General features: G+C 27.6%; 25 protein-coding genes and 1 riboswitch. Of the genes, 7 read left to right on the forward strand and 18 right to left on the reverse strand.

The window, feature by feature from the left end:
• Nucleotides 1–14: 14 nt before the first annotated feature.
• The 4 genes from HCG76_RS07680 to HCG76_RS07695 are packed head-to-tail and all read right to left on the reverse strand — an operon-like array spanning nucleotide 15 to nucleotide 3,772.
• Nucleotides 15–1,061, reverse strand: coding sequence for an ABC transporter substrate-binding protein (locus HCG76_RS07680; RefSeq protein WP_221699582.1), 1,047 nt, complete (start codon nucleotides 1,059–1,061; stop codon nucleotides 15–17).
• Nucleotides 1,062–1,089: 28 nt separating this feature from the next.
• Complete coding sequence (locus tag HCG76_RS07685) at nucleotides 1,090–2,121, reverse strand: ABC transporter ATP-binding protein (protein WP_221699580.1); 1,032 nt, start codon at nucleotides 2,119–2,121, stop codon at nucleotides 1,090–1,092.
• A gap of 36 nt (nucleotides 2,122–2,157) precedes the next feature.
• Nucleotides 2,158–2,940, reverse strand: a complete 783-nt coding sequence (locus HCG76_RS07690; RefSeq protein WP_221699579.1) for an ABC transporter permease — start codon at nucleotides 2,938–2,940, stop codon at nucleotides 2,158–2,160.
• 1 nt (nucleotide 2,941) lies between these two features.
• Entirely contained in the window at nucleotides 2,942–3,772 is an 831-nt protein-coding gene (locus tag HCG76_RS07695; RefSeq protein ID WP_221699577.1) for an ABC transporter permease, read from the reverse strand.
• Nucleotides 3,773–4,214: 442 nt separating this feature from the next.
• Between HCG76_RS07695 and HCG76_RS19050 the strand changes: the two genes are divergently transcribed.
• Genes HCG76_RS19050 through HCG76_RS07705 form a run of 3 tightly spaced genes read left to right on the forward strand, consistent with a single transcriptional unit; the run spans nucleotide 4,215 to nucleotide 4,784 of the window.
• Entirely contained in the window at nucleotides 4,215–4,337 is a 123-nt protein-coding gene (locus tag HCG76_RS19050) for a hypothetical protein (RefSeq protein ID WP_260458061.1), read from the forward strand.
• The gene (locus HCG76_RS07700; RefSeq protein ID WP_260458060.1) at nucleotides 4,321–4,602 is read left to right on the forward strand and encodes an MATE family efflux transporter; all 282 of its coding nucleotides are present in this window, start codon (nucleotides 4,321–4,323) and stop codon (nucleotides 4,600–4,602) included. Before HCG76_RS19050 ends, HCG76_RS07700 begins: the two co-directional genes overlap by 17 nt.
• Complete coding sequence (locus tag HCG76_RS07705) at nucleotides 4,596–4,784, forward strand: hypothetical protein (RefSeq protein ID WP_221699571.1); 189 nt, start codon at nucleotides 4,596–4,598, stop codon at nucleotides 4,782–4,784. Before HCG76_RS07700 ends, HCG76_RS07705 begins: the two co-directional genes overlap by 7 nt.
• A gap of 55 nt (nucleotides 4,785–4,839) precedes the next feature.
• Here HCG76_RS07705 and HCG76_RS07710 read toward each other — a convergent pair whose 3' ends face one another.
• A complete protein-coding gene (locus tag HCG76_RS07710) occupies nucleotides 4,840–5,682 on the reverse strand; it encodes an AIM24 family protein (RefSeq protein WP_260458059.1) in 843 nt (280 codons plus the stop codon).
• Between the two features lie 186 nt (nucleotides 5,683–5,868).
• Here HCG76_RS07710 and HCG76_RS07715 point away from each other — a divergent pair, with 186 nt between their 5' ends.
• On the forward strand, nucleotides 5,869–6,033 hold the full coding sequence (locus HCG76_RS07715; protein ID WP_221699570.1) for a hypothetical protein: 165 nt from the start codon (nucleotides 5,869–5,871) through the stop codon (nucleotides 6,031–6,033).
• Between the two features lie 126 nt (nucleotides 6,034–6,159).
• Here HCG76_RS07715 and HCG76_RS07720 read toward each other — a convergent pair whose 3' ends face one another.
• From HCG76_RS07720 to HCG76_RS07770, 11 genes are all read right to left on the reverse strand, one after another.
• Nucleotides 6,160–7,917: an aminopeptidase P family protein gene (locus tag HCG76_RS07720; protein WP_221699569.1), complete on the reverse strand. Its 1,758-nt coding sequence runs from the start codon at nucleotides 7,915–7,917 to the stop codon at nucleotides 6,160–6,162.
• Nucleotides 7,918–8,040: 123 nt separating this feature from the next.
• Nucleotides 8,041–8,850: a YibE/F family protein gene (locus HCG76_RS07725; protein WP_221699568.1), complete on the reverse strand. Its 810-nt coding sequence runs from the start codon at nucleotides 8,848–8,850 to the stop codon at nucleotides 8,041–8,043.
• A complete protein-coding gene (locus tag HCG76_RS07730) occupies nucleotides 8,792–9,967 on the reverse strand; it encodes a YibE/F family protein (protein ID WP_221699566.1) in 1,176 nt (391 codons plus the stop codon). The genes HCG76_RS07725 and HCG76_RS07730 overlap by 59 nt, the downstream gene beginning before the upstream one ends.
• Nucleotides 9,968–10,096: 129 nt before the next feature.
• Nucleotides 10,097–10,534: a GatB/YqeY domain-containing protein gene (locus HCG76_RS07735; RefSeq protein WP_221699563.1), complete on the reverse strand. Its 438-nt coding sequence runs from the start codon at nucleotides 10,532–10,534 to the stop codon at nucleotides 10,097–10,099.
• A gap of 178 nt (nucleotides 10,535–10,712) precedes the next feature.
• Nucleotides 10,713–11,285: a thiamine phosphate synthase gene (locus HCG76_RS07740; protein WP_260458058.1), complete on the reverse strand. Its 573-nt coding sequence runs from the start codon at nucleotides 11,283–11,285 to the stop codon at nucleotides 10,713–10,715.
• On the reverse strand, nucleotides 11,278–12,582 hold the full coding sequence (gene thiC, locus HCG76_RS07745) for a phosphomethylpyrimidine synthase ThiC (protein ID WP_221699561.1): 1,305 nt from the start codon (nucleotides 12,580–12,582) through the stop codon (nucleotides 11,278–11,280). The genes HCG76_RS07740 and thiC overlap by 8 nt, the downstream gene beginning before the upstream one ends.
• Nucleotides 12,583–12,594: 12 nt before the next feature.
• Entirely contained in the window at nucleotides 12,595–13,698 is a 1,104-nt protein-coding gene (gene thiH / locus HCG76_RS07750) for a 2-iminoacetate synthase ThiH (RefSeq protein WP_221699560.1), read from the reverse strand.
• Between the two features lie 15 nt (nucleotides 13,699–13,713).
• Nucleotides 13,714–14,481 carry a thiazole synthase gene (locus tag HCG76_RS07755; protein ID WP_221699559.1) on the reverse strand — a complete coding sequence of 256 codons (768 nt, stop codon included), beginning with the start codon at nucleotides 14,479–14,481 and terminating at the stop codon, nucleotides 13,714–13,716.
• Nucleotides 14,482–14,484: 3 nt separating this feature from the next.
• Nucleotides 14,485–15,291, reverse strand: a complete 807-nt coding sequence (gene thiF, locus HCG76_RS07760; RefSeq protein WP_221699558.1) for a sulfur carrier protein ThiS adenylyltransferase ThiF — start codon at nucleotides 15,289–15,291, stop codon at nucleotides 14,485–14,487.
• 20 nt (nucleotides 15,292–15,311) lie between these two features.
• Nucleotides 15,312–15,506 (reverse strand): sulfur carrier protein ThiS, encoded by a 195-nt coding sequence (thiS, locus tag HCG76_RS07765; RefSeq protein ID WP_294173594.1) that lies wholly within the window; start codon nucleotides 15,504–15,506, stop codon nucleotides 15,312–15,314.
• 111 nt (nucleotides 15,507–15,617) lie between these two features.
• A riboswitch (TPP riboswitch) is annotated at nucleotides 15,618–15,716 on the reverse strand.
• A gap of 294 nt (nucleotides 15,717–16,010) precedes the next feature.
• Nucleotides 16,011–16,931, reverse strand: a complete 921-nt coding sequence (locus HCG76_RS07770) for a patatin-like phospholipase family protein (protein ID WP_221699556.1) — start codon at nucleotides 16,929–16,931, stop codon at nucleotides 16,011–16,013.
• A 313-nt stretch (nucleotides 16,932–17,244) separates the two neighbouring features.
• On the opposite strand from HCG76_RS07770, the gene yaaA reads away from it, so the two are divergent.
• The 3 genes from yaaA to HCG76_RS07785 all read left to right on the forward strand — a co-directional run bounded on the left by yaaA (nucleotide 17,245) and on the right by HCG76_RS07785 (nucleotide 20,438).
• Nucleotides 17,245–18,000 (forward strand): peroxide stress protein YaaA, encoded by a 756-nt coding sequence (yaaA, locus tag HCG76_RS07775; RefSeq protein WP_221699555.1) that lies wholly within the window; start codon nucleotides 17,245–17,247, stop codon nucleotides 17,998–18,000.
• Between the two features lie 194 nt (nucleotides 18,001–18,194).
• Nucleotides 18,195–19,883: a sensor domain-containing diguanylate cyclase/phosphohydrolase gene (locus tag HCG76_RS07780; protein ID WP_221699554.1), complete on the forward strand. Its 1,689-nt coding sequence runs from the start codon at nucleotides 18,195–18,197 to the stop codon at nucleotides 19,881–19,883.
• A gap of 210 nt (nucleotides 19,884–20,093) precedes the next feature.
• Nucleotides 20,094–20,438 carry a hypothetical protein gene (locus HCG76_RS07785; RefSeq protein WP_221699547.1) on the forward strand — a complete coding sequence of 115 codons (345 nt, stop codon included), beginning with the start codon at nucleotides 20,094–20,096 and terminating at the stop codon, nucleotides 20,436–20,438.
• 202 nt (nucleotides 20,439–20,640) lie between these two features.
• On the opposite strand, the gene HCG76_RS07790 is transcribed toward HCG76_RS07785, so the two are convergent.
• Together HCG76_RS07790 and HCG76_RS07795 are read right to left on the reverse strand one after the other, a co-directional pair.
• Nucleotides 20,641–21,204 carry a hypothetical protein gene (locus tag HCG76_RS07790; protein ID WP_221699545.1) on the reverse strand — a complete coding sequence of 188 codons (564 nt, stop codon included), beginning with the start codon at nucleotides 21,202–21,204 and terminating at the stop codon, nucleotides 20,641–20,643.
• Nucleotides 21,205–21,327: 123 nt separating this feature from the next.
• On the reverse strand, nucleotides 21,328–23,589 hold the full coding sequence (locus HCG76_RS07795; RefSeq protein ID WP_221699544.1) for a glycogen/starch/alpha-glucan phosphorylase: 2,262 nt from the start codon (nucleotides 23,587–23,589) through the stop codon (nucleotides 21,328–21,330).
• Nucleotides 23,590–23,900 lie beyond the last annotated feature (311 nt).

Genomic DNA, 23,900 nt, shown 5'->3' on the forward strand with positions numbered 1-23,900 from the left:
TAATACCTATAATACTAGTTCATTATTCTGTTCCAAGTATTAACCCATTCATCTATTACTGTATTAACAAATTTAAAATCAATTGTTTTAGCATTATCAACTACTGATCCATAAGTTAAGTTTGAAGCTTCTTCTTCACTTAATTCAACTTGTGTATTAATTGGTGATTCACTTAATGCCTTAGCTGTTCTTTCTTGTACTTCTTCACTTAATGCATAATTAATGAATTCATAAGCTAAATCTTTGTTATTTGAATTTTTATTTATGTTAATTGTATTAAAGTTTAAGTAAGTTCCTGATTCTGGTACTACGTACTTTACTTCTGGTTTTGCTTTTGCAATATTTCCATAAGCAAAATCTGCTGCTATTGCTGCTACTATTTCACCACTTGCAAACATATTAGCTAAATCTGAAGATTTACTATAAGTTTTAACTATATTTGGCTTTAAAGCTTCTAATTCTTTAAATGCTGCTTGTCCTTTATCATCTTCTACAGAAACACCAGCTTTTTCTGCTGCTATTTGTACTATTGCAGGCCCATTAGTAGTTGTTATATCTGGTATAGCTATTTTATTTGCTAATTCAGGTTTCCATAAGTCTTCCCAAGCATTTATTTCTATTCCTGCAGATGGATCTACAACTATTCCTATACTATTTAATGTATAAGCTGGTCCAAATCCTCTTTCTACTGTACTTTGTGCTTTAGCATTAATATTTTCAGCATTTGGTATCTTTGAGTAGTCTAACTCTTCAAATATTCCTGCATCTATTCCTTGTTCTGCAAAAGACTCTGCTAAGTAAGTTATATCAATTCCTGAATTAGGATTATTTTTCATCTTAGTTAATCTTTCAGAGTTGTTCCCTACTTCTAAAACAATATCTACTCCATGTTCTTCTTCAAAAGGATCAAATACTGTTTCTTTTAAAACATCTTCATTTAATCCCCAAGTTGAAATTACAAGCTTTTTGCTTGATGATTCATCTTCTGATTTTCCACACCCTATTAATGCAGTCGTAGATAATACCCCTATTAATAATGCTGCTAAAACTCTCTTTTTCATTAGTTAATTCCTCGCCTTCATATAAATTTTATAATATTACTATTTTATTTGCCGGTAACTGAAGTTTTATTTTGTTACCTTTTTCATATACAACAGTATTTTCACTATTTACAATAATGTTGCCCATAGATGTTTTTACATCATACTGATAAGCCTTTCCTAGGAAAGTTCTTATTTCAATAGTTCCTTCTATTGTATTTTCTAAAGTTTCTTCAACTATTTTTATATCATCTGGTCTTATTGTTCCTTTAGATTTAGTATTTTCTTTTGCTCTTGTAACTCTTAATTTAATTCCGCATTGGTTTTCATAAGTATCTTCAGATATCTTGTTTAATTCAAAGAAGTTTTCAAACCCTACAAATCTTGCAACAAATTCTGTTGCTGGATTTGAATAAATATTTTCTGGAGTATCAAACTGTTCTATTACTCCTTTGTTAAGTACTGCTACTCTATCCGAAATTGAGAAACATTCCTCTTGGTCGTGAGTAACAAATAATGTTGTTATACCTAATTTTTGTTGAAGCTTTCTTATCTCAACTCTCATCTTTAATCTTAATTTTGCATCAAGATTACTTAATGGCTCATCTAAAAGTAAAAGACTTGGCTCAATAACTAATGCTCTAGCAATAGCAACTCTTTGTCTTTGTCCTCCTGATAATTCTTTAGGATATCTTTTAGCTAAGTGGCTCATATCAACTGTTTCTAATATTTCATCCACTTTAGTCTTTATTTCTTCTTTAGACACCTTTTTCATTTTTAATCCAAAAGCTACATTTTCCTCTACTGTTAAGTGTGGGAATAATGCGTAGCTTTGGAATACTAGTCCAAAATTTCTATTATGTACAGGTATCTTAGTATAATCTTCATTTCCTAATAAAAACTTACCTGCTGTTGGCTCAATAAAACCTGCAACAACTCTTAAAGTTGTAGTTTTCCCACAACCACTTGGTCCAAGAAGAGATACTAATTCGCCCTTTTTAACCTTTAAGTTTAAGTTTTCTAATATGTTATTTTTTTTATCATATGAAACATTTATATTTTGTAAATTTATTAAATCCATTTTATTGTCCTCCAAGCTTATTATTTAGCTCTAACCTTATCCTGCAAAATTGTTAAGTCCTAATGTTTTTTCTAATATGTACATAATTCCAATAGTTAATATCATTAATATTACTGATAACGCTGATACTGTTGGATCATAATTATATTCAACATAATTCATCATTGTTATAGGTAATGTACTTACCCCTGGTCCAGTTAAAAACATTGATACTGGAACATTATTAAATGAATTTATAAAAGCTAACATAAAAGCTGCCATTACTCCTGAAGTTATATTCGGTAATACTACCTTAAAGAAGGTTTGAGATTTCTTACATCCTAAACTCATTGCTGCCTCTTCTATTGAGTAATCAAAACCTTCTAAGCTTGATCCAACAACTCTTATAATATAAGGAATAATTACTAAAGTATGTCCAATAAATAAACTCATATACACTGAAAGATTTAACTTCACTAACAAGAATTGGAATAATGAAAATCCTACTACAATTCCAGGTACAATTAATGGTGAGAAGAAGAAGCTTTTAATAGCTGCTTTTCCCTTAAAATTATATCTGCTTAATCCATAAGCTGCTGGCATCCCTATTAATAGTGCTGCTAAAGTAGCTACCATTGATATAAAGAAGCTTGTCCCAATGCTATTTATAAATGACTGTGATTTAAATACTGTCATAAACCACTGCATAGAGAATCCCTTTGGAGGAAATGCTATGTAATTTTCTGTTCCTATACTTGTCATAGCAATAATAACTAATGGTGCAAATAAGAATATGTATGTTAATATAACAAATACTGTTAGAAATTTATTTTTTTTCATCTTATGCAACACCTCTCTTATCTAAACTTGATGCTATTAAATTAATTCCCTTTATAACTATTAAAGTTACTACAATCATTATAGTTGCAACTACTGCAGCACCTTGCCAATCTCCTAGTGTCATAGTTTTTTGATATATTAATGTAGCTAAAACTGTATTTTTATTTCCACCTAATAATTGTGGTGTTGTATATGCTGTTAAAGAACCTGTAAATACTAAAACTGTTCCAACTATTAACCCTGGTAAACTAAGTGGAAAAATAACCTTAAAGAAGGCTTTTAATTTGTTAGCTCCTAAACTCTCTGCTGCTTCCAATAAATCATTATCAATATTCTCCATAACACCTACTAAAGAAATAATCATTAGTGGTAAGAAAATATATACTGTACCAACTATAATTGCCCCTTCTGTATATAAAAGAGAAAGTGGCTCATTAACTATATTTAATTTGATAAGTAAATTATTTATTATTCCATTCTTCCCTAAAATACTCATCCAAGCAAATGAACGCACAACTGAGTTTGTTAATATAGGAAATACCGTTAATGCTATAAATAATCCTCTTACTTTTTTAGATACTCTTGATATATAGTAGGATACTGGTACCCCTATAACCATACAGATTAACGATGATATTAATGATATTTTAATAGTTCTCCAAAATATCGACATCATATATGAGTCTGTAAAAAACTCTCTATATGCACTGAACATTCCATCTTTCGTATTTGCAAATGTAGGAATTATTATATCTAATAACGGAACTATCATAAAATACGCTACCAATACTATACACGGAATAAATAGTAAATAATGACCTTTTCTTTTCATATTTTCCCTCCATCTGAAACACTATAAATTCGACTTTTTTTAATCTTTTTCTACATTTTATACTATAATATTACCCACTGCGCCGAACATTGTCAACTATATTATTATTATTTTTCGTATTTTTTTCTTTATCAATTTAAAATAACGAAAAAAGAAGAGATAAACATTATTAATATACTTATCTCTTCTTTGCTTTTAAGATTTTATAGGCAAATATATATTTCTTAACAGAGCTTCTTGATTAAATATGTTATTTTACTCTCCTCATAATAAATTAATAAAATCTATTTATTGACATTGGGGTTACCCCACACCTTATATTATACTATAGAATAAATAAATAGGAGGCATATATGAAAAAGGAAAACAATGATAATAAGAAAATGGATCTTATGAAAAATGGGCCAGTAAAAAAATACTACTTACTTTAGCAATTCCTTCTATGATAGGTATGGTTGTATCTGCACTTTATAATCTTGTAGATACTATATTTGTAGGTATGTTACATGATACTAATTCTATGGCTGCTGTTTCTGTTTCATTTCCTAATGGGTGCTTCACCTGAAGTATTACCTTATGCCAAATCATATTCTAACTGGTTACTAATTGGAGCTATATTCACTATCTCTAAGTTAGTATTAAATAACCTTCTTAGAACTGAAGGTGCTGCCATTGCTACTGCTATTAGCCAAGGGATTTCAACAGTGCTTATGATTTTATTCTATGCACGTAAGAAATCACAAATTAAACTTAATTTTGTAACTATATTTAAACCAACATCTAATGATAAAGAAATTGTAAATTTACTAATAGTGTTCCATCAATGCTAGAACTACTTAGTTCTAACCCAATGGCACCTGAATTATATGGTGTAATGCTTGCTCAACCATTAGCTGATTTAATTACAATGGTATTATGTGCATTCTTTAGTATTAGTACTTTCAAAAGACTTAATAAACTATCTAAAGAATCACTCCAAGAATCTACCTTAAAAGAATCTATATCAGTTTAGATTTAAATAAAAAAAGCTATCATCTACTATATTTAACAGATGATAGCTTTAACTTTTATCTACTATTACTTGTATTCATGTCCATTCTAGTTGTACTATTTACTCCATAGGCTCTGGATCTATTTATAGTATCATAAATTTTTATAGTTGGAGCAAGCCATACTGTTCCTGTACCACGATATACGTTGACAAGTCCTTCTCCACTTACAGCTGATCCAATTAAAGACTTCGCTGATCTCTCTACTGTAAAGCTTATATTTCCACTTCTTAAAATTGCAAAATTCCCATCTACTTTTAAAGTTTCATCCTCTAAATGTATTTCATCAATCTCACATACTGGAACTCTACATTCTAATACTACTATTCCTTTTCCCTTTAATGATAATTGAAATATTCCTTCTCCTCCAGCTAAAGCTGATGATATATTTTTTTGAACTATTGGTTTAACTTGTACACTTCCTTGTGCACAATAAAACATTCCCTTATCAACTATAACTTCACCATCGATTGTTAAAACTAAGTAATGATTAAAAGAAGGCTCAAGAACTATCATTCCTGTTCCTTTATACTCTGGCTGAGCAACACCTTCACCTGTTACAGCTGATGAAAACATCTTTCCTATTAAGTTTCCTGCAGTAACACCAGAAACCATTTCTAAATTCCCTTTAAAATAGCTCATAGCACCAGGTTCAACCCTTACCTTATCATTATTTAAGTATATAGCAACTTGTCTTGCTTTTATATTTTGTTGTTCCATAAAATACATATCCATTGCAGCTGTTGTATCAGTGGAACCCTGCAACTTATTATATTCTAATATCTCTACCTTCATTCCTGCATATTCAGTTGTATCAATAACACTAACATTTTTTCTTGTTCCTATAGCACTAATTTCCATATGTATCACTTCCTAATTAAAATTCTTAATCATTATTATATCAAAATTATATTTTCTAAAATATGTTTATTTATACAAAATTTCAAAATATCATTCACCATATTATTTATGTTGAGTATATTATACTATAAAGTAATTCAACAGAATGTGAGTTAAGTCTTCATATTCTATTAGGAGGAAAAATTTATGAGAAGATGTTATAATAACTGTAATAGAAATTGCTGCGGATATAATAATTATGGATACTATAATAACTATGGTAATCACGGCTACTATAATAATTGTGGTTTTGGAAATTGTGGCTGGGGATGTAATTGGTTAATATTACCACTACTATTCTTATGCTTCTAATTACACTAAGCTAATATTAAATTACAAAATGACATTTTTATAAATATTATATCGTTGGTACAAAACTTTTAATAATAATTTACAAAACAAAAGTTAGGATGTTATCTCCCATCCTAACTTTTATTTTTATATTTCTCTAGTTTCTATCTTTAATAACTCTTTTTCTTCATTATTTAAATAAGGGCTTAATTTTTCATAAACCTTTTTATGATAATTATTTAACCATTCTTTCTCATCATTATTTAATAATGTTACATCTACTCCATTTAAATCTATAGGACAATATGATATTGTTTCAAATCTATAGAACTCTCCACAATCATTACTTTCCTCTCTAACAACTACCATAATATTTTCAATTCTTATTCCAAACTTACCTTCTTTATAAATACCTGGTTCATTAGTTAATATCATTCCTGGTTCTAAAGGAACCGTATTTCCATTTGGTCTTATTCCTTGTGGCCCTTCATGAACATTTAAGAAAAACCCAACGCCATGTCCTGTTCCACATTTATAATCTAATCCTTTTTCCCATAATGGTCCTCTAGCTAAAACATCTAAATTACACCCAGTAGCACCTTTTAAGAATTTAGCTTTTGATAGATTAATATGACCTTTTAATACTAAAGTAAAATCTCTCTTTTCTTCTTCTGTAATATTACCTAATACAAAGGTTCTTGTTATATCAGTAGTTCCATCTAAGTATTGTCCACCTGAGTCTACTAAGAATAAGCCCTCTTCTTTTAATTCATAATCACTTTCAGGAGTTGCACTATAATGCATCATTGCTGCATGTTCTTTATATCCAGCTATAGTTCCAAAGCTATCACCCTTTGCTAATTCTCCTTGGCTTCTTAATTCTGATAACTTTTCACTTGCAGTTATTTCTGTAACCTTTTCTTTTCCTACAGTTTCCTTTAAGTATTTTATAAACTTAACCATAGCAACGCCATCTTTAATATGAGCATTTTCAAAGTTAGCTATTTCAACTTTATTTTTTATTGCTTTTAAAGTAGTAGTTATATTTAAATTTTCTTTTATTTCACAAGTTAATAAAGAATATAACTTAGCATTAACCTTTGCTGGATCTATTAATACTGTTCCTGAAAGCCCTTTTACAGCCTCTTCTATTTCATTATAATCATATATTGATACTAATTGACTCTCTAATTTTTCTTTTACTTCATTATCAACTTTCTCTTTATTTATATAAAGATTAGCTGTTTCTTCTGTAACTATTGCATAACATAATGCTACTGGATTAAATAAAATATCATTTCCTCTAATATTAAAAAGCCATGCTATATCATCTAAAGAAGTTAATAAATAATTTTCAACATTATTTTCCTTCATAGCTTTTCTAACTTCACTTATTTTTTCACTAGCACTTTTTCCTGCATATATTTCATCATGAATAAAGATTTTATCTTCTGGCAAGCTTGGTCTATCATTCCAAACCTCTTCTAATAAATCCTTATCCATATTTATATTAAATTTATTTTTCTTACTTATTTTTAGTAAGTCTTTATATTGATTAGTACTATAACAACTTCCATCAAAGCCTAAGACCTCTGACTCTTTAACATTTTTTTCTATCCATTCATTAATAGTGTCATATCCTGGAGTAGCTATTTTCATTAAATCAATTCCAGAGCCTTTTAATTGCTCAGCTGCTTGTATAAAATACCTTCCATCAGCCCATAATTTAGCTTCATTTTCTCCAACTAATAATGTACCTGCAGAACCAGTAAAACCTGAAACTTCAGCTCTTCCTCTATAATATTCTGCTACATATTCACTTTGATGTGGATCTGAACTTGGAATTATATAATAATTAATATTATATTTTTTCATAATTTCTCTTAATTTATTAAGTTTACTCATGTCTTTTCCCCCTTATTGCTTATAAAAAAAGTAAAGATTATTATATTACACAATCTTTACTTCCACTAACAATTTTACAATATTTTTCTTTCTTTAGGAAACATATTTTTTACTTTTTTATATTTATCCATTGTTTTCTCTTTCTAATTTATCGCATCGAACCTTAATTTTCTTTATAATTTCATTATTACCTTTTAACATATATGTTCCAATAAATATACTTATAGGTATTATGAATAAACATCCTATATTAGAAATAGCTAAACTAAATAAATTTTGAAAAAACTCCTTTGAGTTAATAACACTTGAAAAAGTATAATTATTTTTCATGAATAAAATACTAATCATCATAGTTTCTCCTATGGTAGCAAAGAAAAGTGTATTAACTGTTGTTCCTAATATATCTCTTCCAACATTGAATCCCATTTTTATTAATGTATTAGTAGTAACTTCACTATTTATCTCATTAAATTCAAATAATGATGATGTTATTGCCATCGCAGTGTCCATAATTGCTCCTAATAAGCTAACTATAATCATACATATCATTAATTGATTCATATTAATATTTACATTTGGAGATAAATAAACACTTATATCTGAACTTAAATCTAATTCACTATATCCACCAAAATTAGATTTATTCCCAACAAAATAAATTATAAAACTTAATAGTAAAATAACACAAATAACTGAAATAACAGCTGCATAAGTTTTCATATTATGTCCATTTTGATATATTAAAGTTATTTGACAAAACACTATTGTTCCTAAAATAGTTACTAATATAGGATTTACTCCTGATATTATAAGATAAATTCCTGATATTAAAGCTATAATATTACATACTACTGCAATAAATGATTTTGCTCCTCTATCCCCTCCTATGAGAATCATCAATATTAATAATACTACTGCTAATATCAGTATCATCTTTACTCAATCCTTTCCTAAAAAATAATACTGCAACTAAAGCAGATATTGGCACAGCCATAACTATTCCTATAGATCCTATTAAAAATCTAACTATTTCAAAGGAAATATCAAATTGAATTAAGCTTGGTAGCTTATAACCATTAATTATCTTTAATATTACAATTGATAAACTTCCTCCTATATAAGAAAACATTAAAACATTTATCATAGTTCCCATAATATCATGTCCGATTTCTCTTATTGATTTAATTAATTGCTTTATACTTATGGAATTTAATGAGTTAACTAACTCATTAACTGCTGAATTTATTGTTATACTTACATCCATAACTGCACCTAAGCAACCTATTATTACTCCTGATAAAAATATATTTTCTATATCATTAGGCCCTGCAATATAATCCATTAATTCATAGTGCAAATCGCCCCCATAAATAATAGCTAATTTATATAATCCAAATATTAAAAATGTAGTTATAAGAGTTGAAATTATGGCTCCTATATTCTTTTTTGAAAATCCTCCAAGAAGTAATAAAGTTACTACACTAAAGAAAATTATCATAATTAAGTTTATCAACATAAAATCATTTCCGTTAATATATAACTTTATAAAATATATAAATGCAGCTATATTAGCAACTAATGTGGCTAAGGTATAAACTCCAAATTTTCCCGAAACTAAAATAATAGTGATAATAAAAATTCCTACAAGCAATACTATATACTTATCTCTTTTAAGACCGTTAATACTTCCCTGTAACTCTTCATTACCTTTTTTGATACTTACAAATAAATCATCACCTTTTTTGTATTTTTCATTTTTAAGCATAGATGATGAATATGTATTTTTTAAAGTAATAATTTCACCTTTATACTCTCCGTTTTTTAATTTTGCTGTAATAATCTGATTAAAATATTTTTCTTCTCTTCCATTAGGTCCATCTTCAACCTTTAAGTATTCATCAGTAATACTTATAACTTTTGCAATATCTGATTTATACATATTGTAATTATTACTGCTCCATATAAATATAGCAATAAATATTACTACTAATATTAAGCTTATAATAAATTTTATTTTATTATTTTCTATGTATTTTTTTAGTTTTTCCATAATACTCCTTTCATAATTTTATCTCCTTTTTTTATCTACCTCTAAATTGTATAATCTTTAAAAATATAAATCAAATTAAAGTAAAAAGTTGAGAATATTTCTATCCTCAACCTTCTTACACCAATTATTTTATCCTAATATTGCCTTTACCATAGGATTAATTTTAGCTCTATCAAACTTACCATTTACCATTGGCATAATTTCTTTCATTATTTTACCCATATCTTTAGCAGTATAGTTACCATTAGTAATAATTTCTTTTAACATAGCACTAACTTCTTCTTCAGTTAATTGCTTTGGTAAGTATGGAGTTAAAACTTCAAGTGCAAAGTTTCCTTCTGATATTTTATCTGCATCATTAGCTTTAACAGCATATTCTAAAGCTTCTTTAGTTTGCTTTATGCTTTTTTCTATAATTTTAATAACATTTTCATCTGGAATGTCTTCTCTGTTATTAACTTCATATGCTTTAATTTCTGAATTAACTAATCTTAAAACACTTACTCTTGCCTTATCTCTTGCTTTCATTGCAGCTATTTCGTCTTTTTTTAATGTTTCTTTTAACATATTTATTATAGTTAGTTATTATAACTAACCTACCCTCGCTTTCATCTTTATACTTCTAAGTAAATTATACCAGTTTTATACTCAAAATCAAATTTATCCAAAATCTATTATATACAACTTTAAATGATTTTATTATTAATGTAATATATACATAATAAGTAAATACAAAGTTTATTACCTAATAGATAAATTTACTAAACTCATACTCATTATAAAATAGTGACATTACTGCAATTCCATTTGCTCCACCTTCAATTACTTTCATATAGTTATCTGAATTTATCCCACCTAAAGCAATTATATCGCAATTAACATATTTTCTAAGTTCACTTATGAACTCCACTCCTTTAGGTTCTAATCCTTCTTTACACTTAGTTTCAAAAATATGTGAAGCAAGAATATATTTAGCTCCCTTACTATAGGCTAATTTTCCCTCTTCAACATTATGAACAGATACTCCTACATTGTAATCAACTTCTCCTAAAGCCATAAAATCATTAAATGAAAGTTGAATTGTCTTTTCATTAACTTCATTAAAAACCTTAAGCTTTGAATTAATTATTATTTCTGTATTAGGTGCTAACTCCTTAACCTTATAATAAAGCTTCTTATATTCTTCATCATTTAAATCTTTTTCTCTAAGTATAATTTTTATATTATTATAACCTGCAACATTTTTTATTACCTCAAAGTACTTTTCTTCACTTGCTAAAGCTCTATTAGTTATAAAATAAATAGGAATACTAATCATTGATTACTAACTCTTCCCCATTTAATATTTTCTTCATAGTTCTCATTGAACACATCTTTCCACACATTGAGCAACTTTCTTCATCATGTGGTTTAGATTCTGCTCTATATCTTCTTGCCTTTTCTGGATCTATAGCTAAATCAAACATCTTTTCCCAATTAATATCAGCTCTAGCTTGACTCATTTCATTATCCCAATTTCTAGCTCCCTTAACTCCCTTTGCAATGTCTGCTGCATGGGCAGCTATTTTAGATGCTATTATGCCTTCCTTCATATCTTCTAAATTAGGTAACCTTAAATGCTCTGCTGGAGTTACATAGCATAAAAAGTCAGCTCCATAAGTTGCAGCAATAGCTCCACCAATTGCAGAAGTAATATGATCATATCCTGGTGCTACATCTGTAACTAATGGTCCTAAAACATAGAAAGGTGCTCCATGACATAATCTCTTTTGCATAACCATATTAGCCTCTATTTCATTAATAGCCATATGCCCAGGCCCCTCAATAATAACTTGTACATTCTTTTCCCATGCTCTTTTTGTAAGCTCCCCTAAAGTTATAAGTTCCTTAATTTGAGATGCATCTGAAGCATCATTTATTGAACCTGGCCTTAATGCATCACCTAAAGATAATGTAATATCATATTTTGCACAAATATCTAATAGGTCATCATAATATTCAAAGAATGGATTTTCAGCATTATTCAACTCCATCCAAGCAAATAAAAGTGATCCACCTCTTGATACTACATTAGTTAATCTTTTATTTCTTTTTACTGTTTCAACAGCTTCTCTATTTAAACCAGCATGAATAGTTACAAAGTCAACTCCATCTTGTCCATGTTTTTCAACTACATCAAGAAATTCTTTTGCAGTTAGGTCCTTTAAATCTTTATCATAATATCCTAAAGCATCATATATTGGAACTGTTCCAAGCATTGCAGTAGACATTTCTACTATAGTTTTTCTCATTTCTGCTGTTTTACCATAGTTAGATAAATCCATTATTGCTTCTGCTTTCATTTCTAAAGCAGTTCTAACCTTATCTAATTCCTTTTCACAGTCACAACAATCCTTTGATATACCTAAATTAACATTTATTTTAGTTCTTAGACCTTGTCCAACTCCTTCTGGACTTAAAGTCTTATGATTTTTATTAGCTGGAATTGCTACTTTTCCTTCTGCTACTAATGCTCTTATTTCCTCTACTGACTTACCTTCCTTAATAGCTACTATTTTCATAGCTTCTGTTATAATTCCCTTTTTGGCTGCATCCATTTGTGTTGTATAATTCATTCTTCACTCCCCCTAAATTCTTTCCCAATCTTTTAATATAGGCTGATACCCAACTTTTTTTATCATAGTAATAATTTCTTGTACTGAACTTTCATCATTTATATCAAACTGTGCTGTACCCGCATTTTTAAGTGTATGTCCACCTACCTCAGTAGAAACTCCAGCACTCATTTTTGTAACACCAAAAGGTATTATATGTCTTCTCATATCTTCATTTTCTCTTGTAGAAATATTCATCCCACACTGTGGTGCAAATAATCTATAGGCTAAAAGAATTTGAACCATTTGTTTATCATTAACACCTTTTATTTCTGATAACCCACCTTTACAAGGCCTTATTCTTGGTGGTGAATAAGTTATATCACACTGTGGATATTTTCTTCTTAAATATTCTCCATGTAATGCTGTGAAAAATGCATCTTTTCTAAAATCAGCTAGTCCTAAAAGAGCTCCTATGCTTATACTCTTCATTCCAGCTATTGCTCCTCTTTCTGGACCATCTAATCTATATTTGTAATTTTTCTTTGGTCCTGCTAAATGAACTTCATCATATACCTTTTCATCATAAGTTTCTTGATATATAGTAAGCCCTTCTGCACCAGCATTAACTACTTCTTTATACTGCTCTACAGTCATAGGCCATACTTCCATAGTTATTGATGGAAAATATTCTTTTATTACATTAATTGCATCAACTATATAATCTAATGGTGAATGCTCCTGACTTTCACCAGTTAATAATATAAGATGCCTACATCCTTCTTCTGCTATAGCTGCTGCTTCATTTTTTATTTCTTCCATATTTAATTTTCTTCTATTAATAGAATTTTCAATATTATATCCACAATATTTACATTTATTCACACAGTAATTTGAAATGTACATTGGCGTATATAATAAAACAGTTCTACCAAAATACTGTAAACTTAATTGAACAGCCTTTTCTGCCATTTCTTCTAAATGAGTTGCTGCCTTAGGTGATAATAAATTTAATAAATCCTCATGACTTAAACTTCTCTCATTAATACTCCTTCTAATATCATCATGAGTTACTTTTTCAAAGTATCCTTGAAAATCAAAATCTCTATATTTTTCTATAACACTATAAAAACTCAAAACTTAGTCATCTCCTTAATCTAAAAATCCTGTTAAAGGTGATGATGCATTTGCTTCTTTAGATACTGTTCCAAACTTAGATAAATAAGCAAGTCTTCCTGCTTCAACTGCCATTGAAAATGCCTTTGCCATATTAGCTGGATTTTTAGATGATGCTATAGCTGTATTAACAAGACATGCTGCCGCTCCCATTTCCATAGCCTCCATAGCTTGTGATGGCTTTCCTATTCCAGCATCAACTATTATAGGAATATCTAATTCATCAATCATAATTTGAATAAGTTCTTTTGTTCTAATACCTCTATTACTTCCAATTGGTGCCCCAAGAGGCATAACTGCTGCAGCTCCAGCTTCTATAAGTCTTCTTCCTGCATAAAGGTCTGGACACATATAAGGTAATACAATAAAACCTTCATCTGCTAATATTTTAGTTGCCTTTATTGTTTCTTCATTATCTGGAAGTAAATATTTTGAATCACTAATAACCTCAATTTTTATCCAATTCCCACAACCTAAAGCTCTTGCTATTCTTGCAATTCTTACAGCTTCTTCTGCACTTCTAGCTCCTGATGTATTTGGAAGTAATATTACATCCTTTGGTATATTAGAAAGAATATCTTCTTCCTTATGATCTAAATCAACTCTTCTTACTGCTAAAGTAATAACCTGTGATCCACTATTTTCTAATACATCTTTAATTAAATCATTTGAAGGATACTTTCCTGTTCCAACAAATAGTCTATTATTAAGTTCAACTCCACCTATAACTAATTTATCACTCATTTTCTACTCCCCCTCTTCTCCTAAAATAATTCGTAGTGCACAATTTGCCATATGATTCGCACAAATAGCTACCCTTGGTGCCATAAGACCACTTCCTTCTTTAGCCTCATTTACACCATCTCCACATATATAAAATTTATTATTTATTTTTCTTGTTATTATTTCATTTGAAGGATAATAACTTGCCATTCCTGATGATGCTATTAAAACCTTATCTCTCATCTCAGTAAGTACAATATTACTTAATTCTGCTTTACATTCTGGATTATCAAAAGCTTCAAATATTATATCTACATCATTGAAAGTTTCTTTTATATTTTCTTTACTTAATTTTTTTATAATTGGAATAACTTCAATAAAAGGATTAACTTCTTCTAAAGTTCTTTTAAGTGCAGTGACCTTATAATCCCCAATATCTTTAATATAATATTGTTGCCTATTTAAGTTTGACGGCTCAACTATATCAAAATCTACAACTTTAATATTTATTACTCCAAGCCTAGCTAAAGATAATGCAATATTAGAACCTAACCCACCTGCCCCTGCTATTCCTATAGAAATATTTTTAACTATCTCATAAACCTTTGGTGTATGCCTAGCTACTAATAATGCTTCTAGCTCTTCCTTTTTAGGTATCTCTCCTCTTTTAATAAATGAAATACTATCTCCATCCTTAAGTAATTTATCTTCTTTTATTGGAAACCCATTTAAAATTATTATGTCTGCTTCTGGTTTAATTCCTTCTCTAAGCTTAAAACAAGAAATTCCTTCAAAAACTTCACTATACTGTTCATTAACCTTAATCCTCACATTCCACCTCCTAACTGATTTTATCCTCCCCCAACAAAAGAAATAACCTCTATAGTGTCATCTTCATTTAAATTTACATTACCGAAATCTTCCTTAGAAACTATCACTCCATTAAGCTCAATTACTACTCTATCCTTATTTACCTTTAATTTATCTAATAACTCTATTATGTTATTGATATTTTTAAAGTTCATTTCACTACCATTTACTTTCACTACCTTCACCTCCATCTACATTAGCCCCATGGGCATACTATATTAGTAAACAAAAAAAAACTGCACCAATAGCGGTACAGCTTTTAAACTCAAATATAAAATTTCTAAATATACTTTATTTTAACGCTTCCCTCCGCTGGTATTAACCATATCAGGTTCATAGGGTTAGGATTTCTCCCTCTCAGCCATAAGGCACCCCTAGCATTTTTATTCTCTTTTAACTTTATTTTACTATTTAAGATATACTTTTTCAACATTTTTCCAAAATATTTTTGAACAAGGAGGAAACTTCATAAGAAGTTTCTAAAATATATATTTAATTTACCGTTTGCTTTAACAAACCCTTACCTATGATTAATTAGCGCGAGCTATATTAATCACTTTACCTTGGCCGTTAGGCCTTTAACTTTTATTTTCCTTCGCAGTTTTATTCAATCGTGAATTTATATTTTAAAGCTTAATTTAAAATTCCACATTTAATAATTGTTCCCTAAGAATCTATTATTAATTCTTTTTTTTCTTTTTATCTATTTTTCTTTTTACACCCTTTAAATAATTATATGTTCTATAAAGTGTTGGATTTTTTCTTTCTTCTTCCTTCTTATGAACAAAATTCATTAATTCCATAATAGGCTCTATTTTATTTATAGTATCATTATATCCCTCTATTATTCTTACACGCTTTGCATCTGTATCTAAATTTAAAGTTCCTGTTATAGCATTTTCAACTAAATTCTCTGGAGCAATTATTATAAGTCTTGAATTTGGATAAAGTGATCTATCAATTTGACCATCCTTAGATAATAAAACCACAATTATAATATCACACTTTTCTCCATATACAGGTTGAATTGGAACATTATCAGCAATTCCTCCATCTATATATTTTTCTCCTAAAACTTCAGTACTATCATATATCAAAGGTAATGAAGCTGATGCTAATACTATTTTCTTAGCTATTTCTTCATCATAATCATTTATTTTAAAATATTTAGCATTAAAATTAGGTAACTTTGTACATGCTGCATAACATATTTTATTTTTCTCTTTAACTTTATTAAAATCTAAATATTTCTCTACCATCTCCACAGCTCCATCATTACTAATGGCTCCATGCTCTAATTTATCAGTTAAAAACTTTTTTGCCAGCTGCAGATTTTTACCACCAAGATATAATCCAATTCCTCTTTTAATTAATTCAGTTTTACTAATAGGTACTAACTTATCCATTGTTACTTCTTCCCAAAGACTATCTGCTTTATCTATATCATCCATTGCAAATAATACAGAATTAAACGCACCTATAGATGTTCCTGAAAAAACTGATATGTACTTAGTTAAATTTAATTGCTTTAATGCTTTCCAAACACCAAGCTCATATGCACCTTTTCCCCCACCACCGGCTAATACTAATCCTATTTTCATACTATCTTTTCTCCATTTTTACTTTTCCATTTTTTTCTTAAATAAATTATACTATAAATTTTATACTTGTAAAATATTCATGATTTTTCTCTTTTAATATTTATCTCATTTCTAGCCATTATAATAGCTCTAATAAGAGCCATATCAATAAACTAGATTTACTTATGTAATAACTTCTACCTCTCTGATTAAGTTAAAGATCAAACTGAAGCTAATAATTTATATAAATAATTCTAAAGTTTTTATTTTTATATAATAATAATTATTATGTATGATATACTATTTATATTATTTAACTTAGGAGCTGATTATTTTGAATAATAAAAATTTTAATATAATTATTTCACCTGCCAAAAAAATGAATATCAATAATGATGATATTATAAGTGAATCTACACCTTGTTTCATGGACAAGACTGAATATCTATACGATAATTTAAAAGAATATAATTATGATGATTTAAAGAAACTTTTAGCTTGTAATGATGAAATTGCAGAACTTAATTATTCTAGATATAAAAATATGAACTTATATAAAAATCTATCCCCTGCAATTCTTTCTTACGAAGGCATTCAATATAAATATATGTCACCTGATTCATTTAGTAATTCAGAGTTTGAATACATATCAAAACACTTAAGAATTTTATCTGGATTTTATGGTGTTTTAAAACCATTTGATGGTATAGTACCTTATAGATTAGAAATGCAGGCAAAGTTATCAGTAGGAAATTCAAAAAACTTATATTCTTTCTGGGGGGACTTATTATATAAAGAACTTACAAAGGATACTAACACTATATTAAATCTTGCTTCAAAGGAATATAGTAAAACTATAGAAAAATATTTAACTAAAGATGATACTTTCATAACCTGTATCTTCGGAACTCTTGTTGATTCAAAAATTAAAGTGAAAGCAACTGAAGCTAAAATGGCTCGTGGACTTATGATTCGTTATTTAGCTGAAAATAATATTAATGATATAGAAAAAGTTAAAGCTTTTACTGAACTTGGTTTTTCATATTCAGATGAATATTCTACTAATAATGAATTTGTTTTCTTAAAGTAATTCGAAAAAGCGCTTGTGTTATCCACAAGCGCTTTTTCCATTAACTTATGTATACCTGTATTTATTAATTTTTATATCAACCTTAAATAACTCTTATTTTTTATTTTTCAATTATTATAGTGTACTTACAATAATTACTACTATATAATTAATAATTATAAGTAATATAAATAATTAATAGGTTGAGGTTAAATATGTTAAAACTTATTTTCAAACTAATAGAATCATTAAGTTATCCTGCTTGGATAATTAAAAATAATGAATTAATACATTTTAATAACGAATTATCAATGCTTTTTAATACAAAAATATACGCTATAGATCATAGTAATAATAAACTAAAAATAAATAATACTTTAATACAAAATTCTTCAAATAATTGTTTCTTAATTAATAATACTCAGTATTCGCTCAGTTATATTTCTGAGTATATTAATGATATACATTATAAAATTTATTTTCTTAAGAATAATCTTATTAATTTATCAGAAAGTTCTATAGAATCAAATGAAATTCTTAAGACAGTTATAGATAACATTCCCCAATTAATTTTCTTTAAAGATACTCAAGGTATCTATAAGATTGCCAATAAGCCATGTCTTGATTTTTATTCAGAAAAAGGCATAAATAACATCATTGGGAAAAGTGATTCTGAATTAAAACTAGATAAAAACTTTATAAATACATGTGAAAAAAACGATAAACTTGTCATTTATAAAAGAAAACCTGTATATATAGAAGAACGAATTAATTCTAATAATACACAACAAATATTCCAAACAGTAAAAACACCAGTAATAGATAAAAATAATGAATTTATCGGTATAGTTGGAGTTGCACATGATATTACAGAACAGAAAAAGTTTGAAGAAGATTTAAAACATTTAAGCTATACTGATTCCTTGACTGGACTTCATAACAGAGCTTATTTTACAAAAAAAGTTAATGAACTTATAAAAGAAGAAGCTTTTCCAATCCGAATAATTATGGGCGATGTTAATGGTTTAAAAATGGTTAATGATACTTTTGGTCATATAGAAGGTGATAATCTAATAATAGCAATGTCAAATAGACTTAAATCTCTTTATAATAATGATTTAATTTTTAGATGGGGTGGTGATGAGTTTATTTTACTTGTGCCTAATTGTAATTCTTGTGTTGAATGTGATTTAATGAGGAAAATCACTACCATTGATAATTCTTCTTTAAATCTAAACTTTACTCTTTCAATGTCTATAGGTTCATCAATTATAAAAAACAAATATGATAATCTTGATGATGCCCTAAAGGATGCTGAAAATGAGCTTTATAGCCATAAGCTTTTAGTTGGAAAAAATGTTCGAATATCTATTTTAACTAATTTAATTAAAACATTACATGTAAAAAACATCGAAAATATTGAACATATAGATCGTGTTATAGATCTATGTTTAAAACTTGGTAAAAAACTTAATTTATCTTTAGAAACTTTAGATGAATTAGCTTTGATTGCTAAACTTCATGATATAGGTAAAATTGCTATTTCTGAAGAAATTTTGTTGAAACCTGAAACTTTAAGTTATGAAGAATTTGAAATAATGAAAACTCATTCTGAAAAAGGTTATCGACTATTAATGACAATTCCAGAGCTTAACCATATTGCAAAGGGAATATTATCTCATCACGAAAACTATGATGGTAGTGGATATCCTCTTGGCTTATCAAAGAATGAAATTCCTTTAATTTCAAGGATTTTTTCTATTGTTGATGCCTATGATACAATGACTAACAATTCACTTTATAATAAAACTAAAACAAAACTTGAGGCTATAGCTGAACTTAAAAAATGTTCTGGAACACAATTTGACCCTAAAATAGTTGAATTATTTTGTTCAATTTTGTAATTTTTCTTATTAATTTCTTGTTCCTTTTTGTATTTTTTATCTAATTTACTTGTGTAAAATTGGCTAGACTTATATTTACTTTATTTTCCATAGATGTTATTATATATAATTGTAGGATGGCCAAACTACTTTAAATGAATTTGAAATTAGATAAAATTAATGGGTATTAATTTTTTAAAAATATAACTTAAAATAGGGAGAGATTTTTTTATGAGATATTATATTCTTAGAACAAATGCAAAAACAGAGGGAGCTCCTCATAAGTTGCTTAATGGATACAATTTTAGAATAAACAATTTAAATGCTGAAAGATTAATTAGTGATGCTAAGGATGAAGACATCTTCTATTTATTATATAACATTTCAGAAAAGAAATTTGTAGAACAAGGATTAATTAAAAGCATTGAATCAAATAAACCTACAAATAAATATGAAGCTTTATTTCAAGCAAGAAAACCTTTAGATATTAAGTACTTGCCATATTCTACTCCTAACTGTTGTATAATTCCTACTTCTAAACAACGAGTAGAAGAACTTCTTAATATTGCTGTTTAATTAAATTGCATATTATATATTATTTTAATTAATACTAGTTTAAATCTTGGAATAATAAAGGAGCTTGTATTTTAATAGCTCCTTTAAATTTTCCTTTTCATATAATACTAATAAATAATTTTGTTATTATACATATAATAATATTATTTATTTAATACTTTTGAAAAATTATGTTGATAAAATTCTAAATGTATTTATAGTTTTAATTATCCATTTTAGTTGTTAATGGAAAACCTGCATCTGGTGTTATATCTTTATTTAATGTAACTTTAGATTTTACTGTTAAAATATCAATTTTAGGTTGTAATGTTGCATTTAATGGATAAGTTCCATTTTCAAATTTTAATACAACATTATATGCTTCATTTATTCCTCCGCCTGATACAGTAACAATTAAATCATTAAAAGAATTAGTGACATCTGTGCTAATTATTATAGGCATATTCATTGCAGTAGTTTTTGAAATAAATTCATATCCTTCATCAAGAGATTGAAAAATTATCATTGTACTACCTGCAGTACCACTAAAATCATTTCCCCAAAGATAAACTATTACTTCATCTTTATCATCATCATTTAAATCTTCATAAAAATAAACATACCTATCATTATTTCCTTCCTCAACACCAGTAACATCAAAAATAGCTTCTACTAACTTAGGATTTGACTTTGAATTATCATTTGGTGCCTCAGTATCCTTTTTCGTACATCCAACTAATAATCCTAATAGAATTAATGAAAATAATATAATACTGGTTTTTCTCATTTTAATTTTCTCCTTTCTTAAATTTAATCAATATATAGATAGCTTTTTATATTATTTCCAATATTGAATATTTAATTAATAAAAAAAGGATTAGCACAAATATGTACTAATCCTTTATTATTATTATTTTAATTTCCAGATATCATTATTGTATTCAGCAATTGTTCTATCTGAAGAGAAGAATCCTGCCTTACTTATATTTATTAAAACTTTTCTATTCCAAGTTTCTCTATCTGAATAGTCTTCAAATACTTGATTTTTAGTTTTTATATAATCTTCAATATCAAGTAAAGTCATGAACCAATCTTTAACTATTAATTCATTGTGAAGTCTATTTAAGTTAACTTCATCTCCAACCTTTAACATTTCATCACTTACGATAAAGTCAACTAATTCTTTAATGTTTTCTTTTTCGTAGTATTTCTTTGAAACGTAATCTGCTTTCTTATAATGTTCAATTACTTGTTCACTTGATTCACCAAAGATATAGATATTTTCATCTCCAACTAATTGATGAATTTCAACGTTTGCTCCATCTTCAGTTCCTAAAGTTAAAGCACCGTTTAACATAAATTTCATGTTCCCAGTTCCTGAAGCTTCTTTAGATGCTAAAGAAATTTGCTCTGAAACATCACAAGCTGGAATTAACTTAGAAGCTTTAGTTACATTATAGTTTTCAACCATAACAACCTTTAAGTGTTTACTAACAACTGGATCATTATTAATTATTTCTTGTAAACAAAGTATTGTATGAATTATATCTTGTGCAATTATATAAGCTGGTGCAGCCTTTGCTCCAAATATCATTGTAATTGGAGTAGTTGGAATATTACCTGCTTTAATATCTAAATACTTATGAATGATATATAAAACATTCATTTGTTGTCTCTTGTATTCGTGTAATCTCTTAATTTGAATATCAAAAACAGAGTTTTCATCTATTTCAATATCTTGAGTCTCTTTTAAGTATTTTTTTAATGCAATCTTATTGTGCTTTTTAATTTCTCCAAGCTTTGCTAATACTTCTTTATTATCAATATACTTACCTAATTCTTCTAACTTAGTTGCATCTACTTTGAAGTCATCTCCAATAAGCTCTGTAATATAGTTAGTTAATTCATTATTACAGTGGATTAACCATCTTCTGAAAGTTATACCATTTGTCTTATTATTGAACTTTTCTGGATATATATCATAGAATGGCTTTAATTCTTCTTGCTCTAATATTTCTGTATGAAGAGCAGCAACACCATTTACACTAAATCCATAATGAATATCCATGTGAGCCATGTGTACTCTATTGTCTTTATCTATAATATAAACTCTTTCATCATCAAATTTTTGTTTTACTTGATTATCTAATTCTCTAATTATTGGCATTAGTTGTGGAACAACTTTTTCTAAGTAAGCTATTGGCCATTTTTCTAATGCTTCAGCTAATATTGTATGGTTTGTATATGCACAAGTCTTGGTAACGATACCGATAGCTTCTTGCATTTCGATACCCTTTTCTCCTAATAATCTTATTAATTCTGGTATAACCATTGAAGGGTGTGTATCGTTAATTTGAACTACTACATGCTCATGTAATTTGTGTAAATCATATCCATTTTCTTCTGCTTCTAAAAGAATTAATTGTGCTGCATTACTTACCATGAAATATTGTTGATATATTCTTAATAAGTGTCCTGCTTCATCACTATCATCTGGATATAAGAATAAAGTTAAGTTTTCTTTAATATCTTCTTTATCAAAATTTATTCCATCTTGAACTAATGTCTCATCAATAGTATCTATATCAAATAATCTTAATTTATTTGAAGCTTGATTATATCCTGTAACATCAATGTCATATAAAGTTGAAGTTACTTTAAATCCACCAAATAAAACATCAAATTTAATATTAGATTTATTTAACCAACTTTCTGGAGTTATCCATTCATTCTTTTCTGTTGTTTGTTTATTATTTTTAAATACTTGTTTAAATAATCCATAGTGGTAGTTTAGTCCTACACCATCTCCATTTAACCCTAAAGTTGCTATTGAATCTAAGAAACATGCAGCTAATCTTCCAAGTCCACCATTACCTAATGAAGGTTCTAATTCTATTTCTTCTATTTCAGTTAAATCTTTACCATTAGCAGCTAATACTTCTTTAACTTCATCGTAAAGTCCTAAATTTATTAAATTATTAGATAATAATTTACCAATTAAAAATTCTGCTGATATATAATATAATTTCTTATTACCTTTATTTGTACCTTTATTATTAATGCATCCTTTTGTCATTTCTAGTAATGCTAAATATACTTCTTCGTTTGTTGAATTCTCTATTGTTTTTTGAAATCTATTCTTTAAGATTTCAGCTAAATTATTTTTTACCATAATAAATTATCCCACCTTAAATTCATTATTTTTAATAATATATAACAAAAAAATTTATTTTATGATTAATCATTTACAATTATATAATAACAATTTTTAAAAATAATCCTTGTACATTTTTTTTATTTTTTGTATATTTTTTATGCTATTTTAAAAAAATATTAGTTTTTTTATTTTTCTTTTCACTCTTTGTAAACTTTTTCATTTTTTCTATGCAATTTTCAAAAAAATAATGGAGCTGTCGCAATAGCGGGTAAAAAAATCCGCTAGCGATAGCTCTTTTTCTATATTTTCAAAAAAATAATTGTACA

Origin of the sequence: Clostridium sp. K13, assembly GCF_019734195.1 — a bacterium.
In the GTDB taxonomy this organism is placed as follows: Bacteria; Bacillota; Clostridia; order Clostridiales; family Clostridiaceae; genus Clostridium.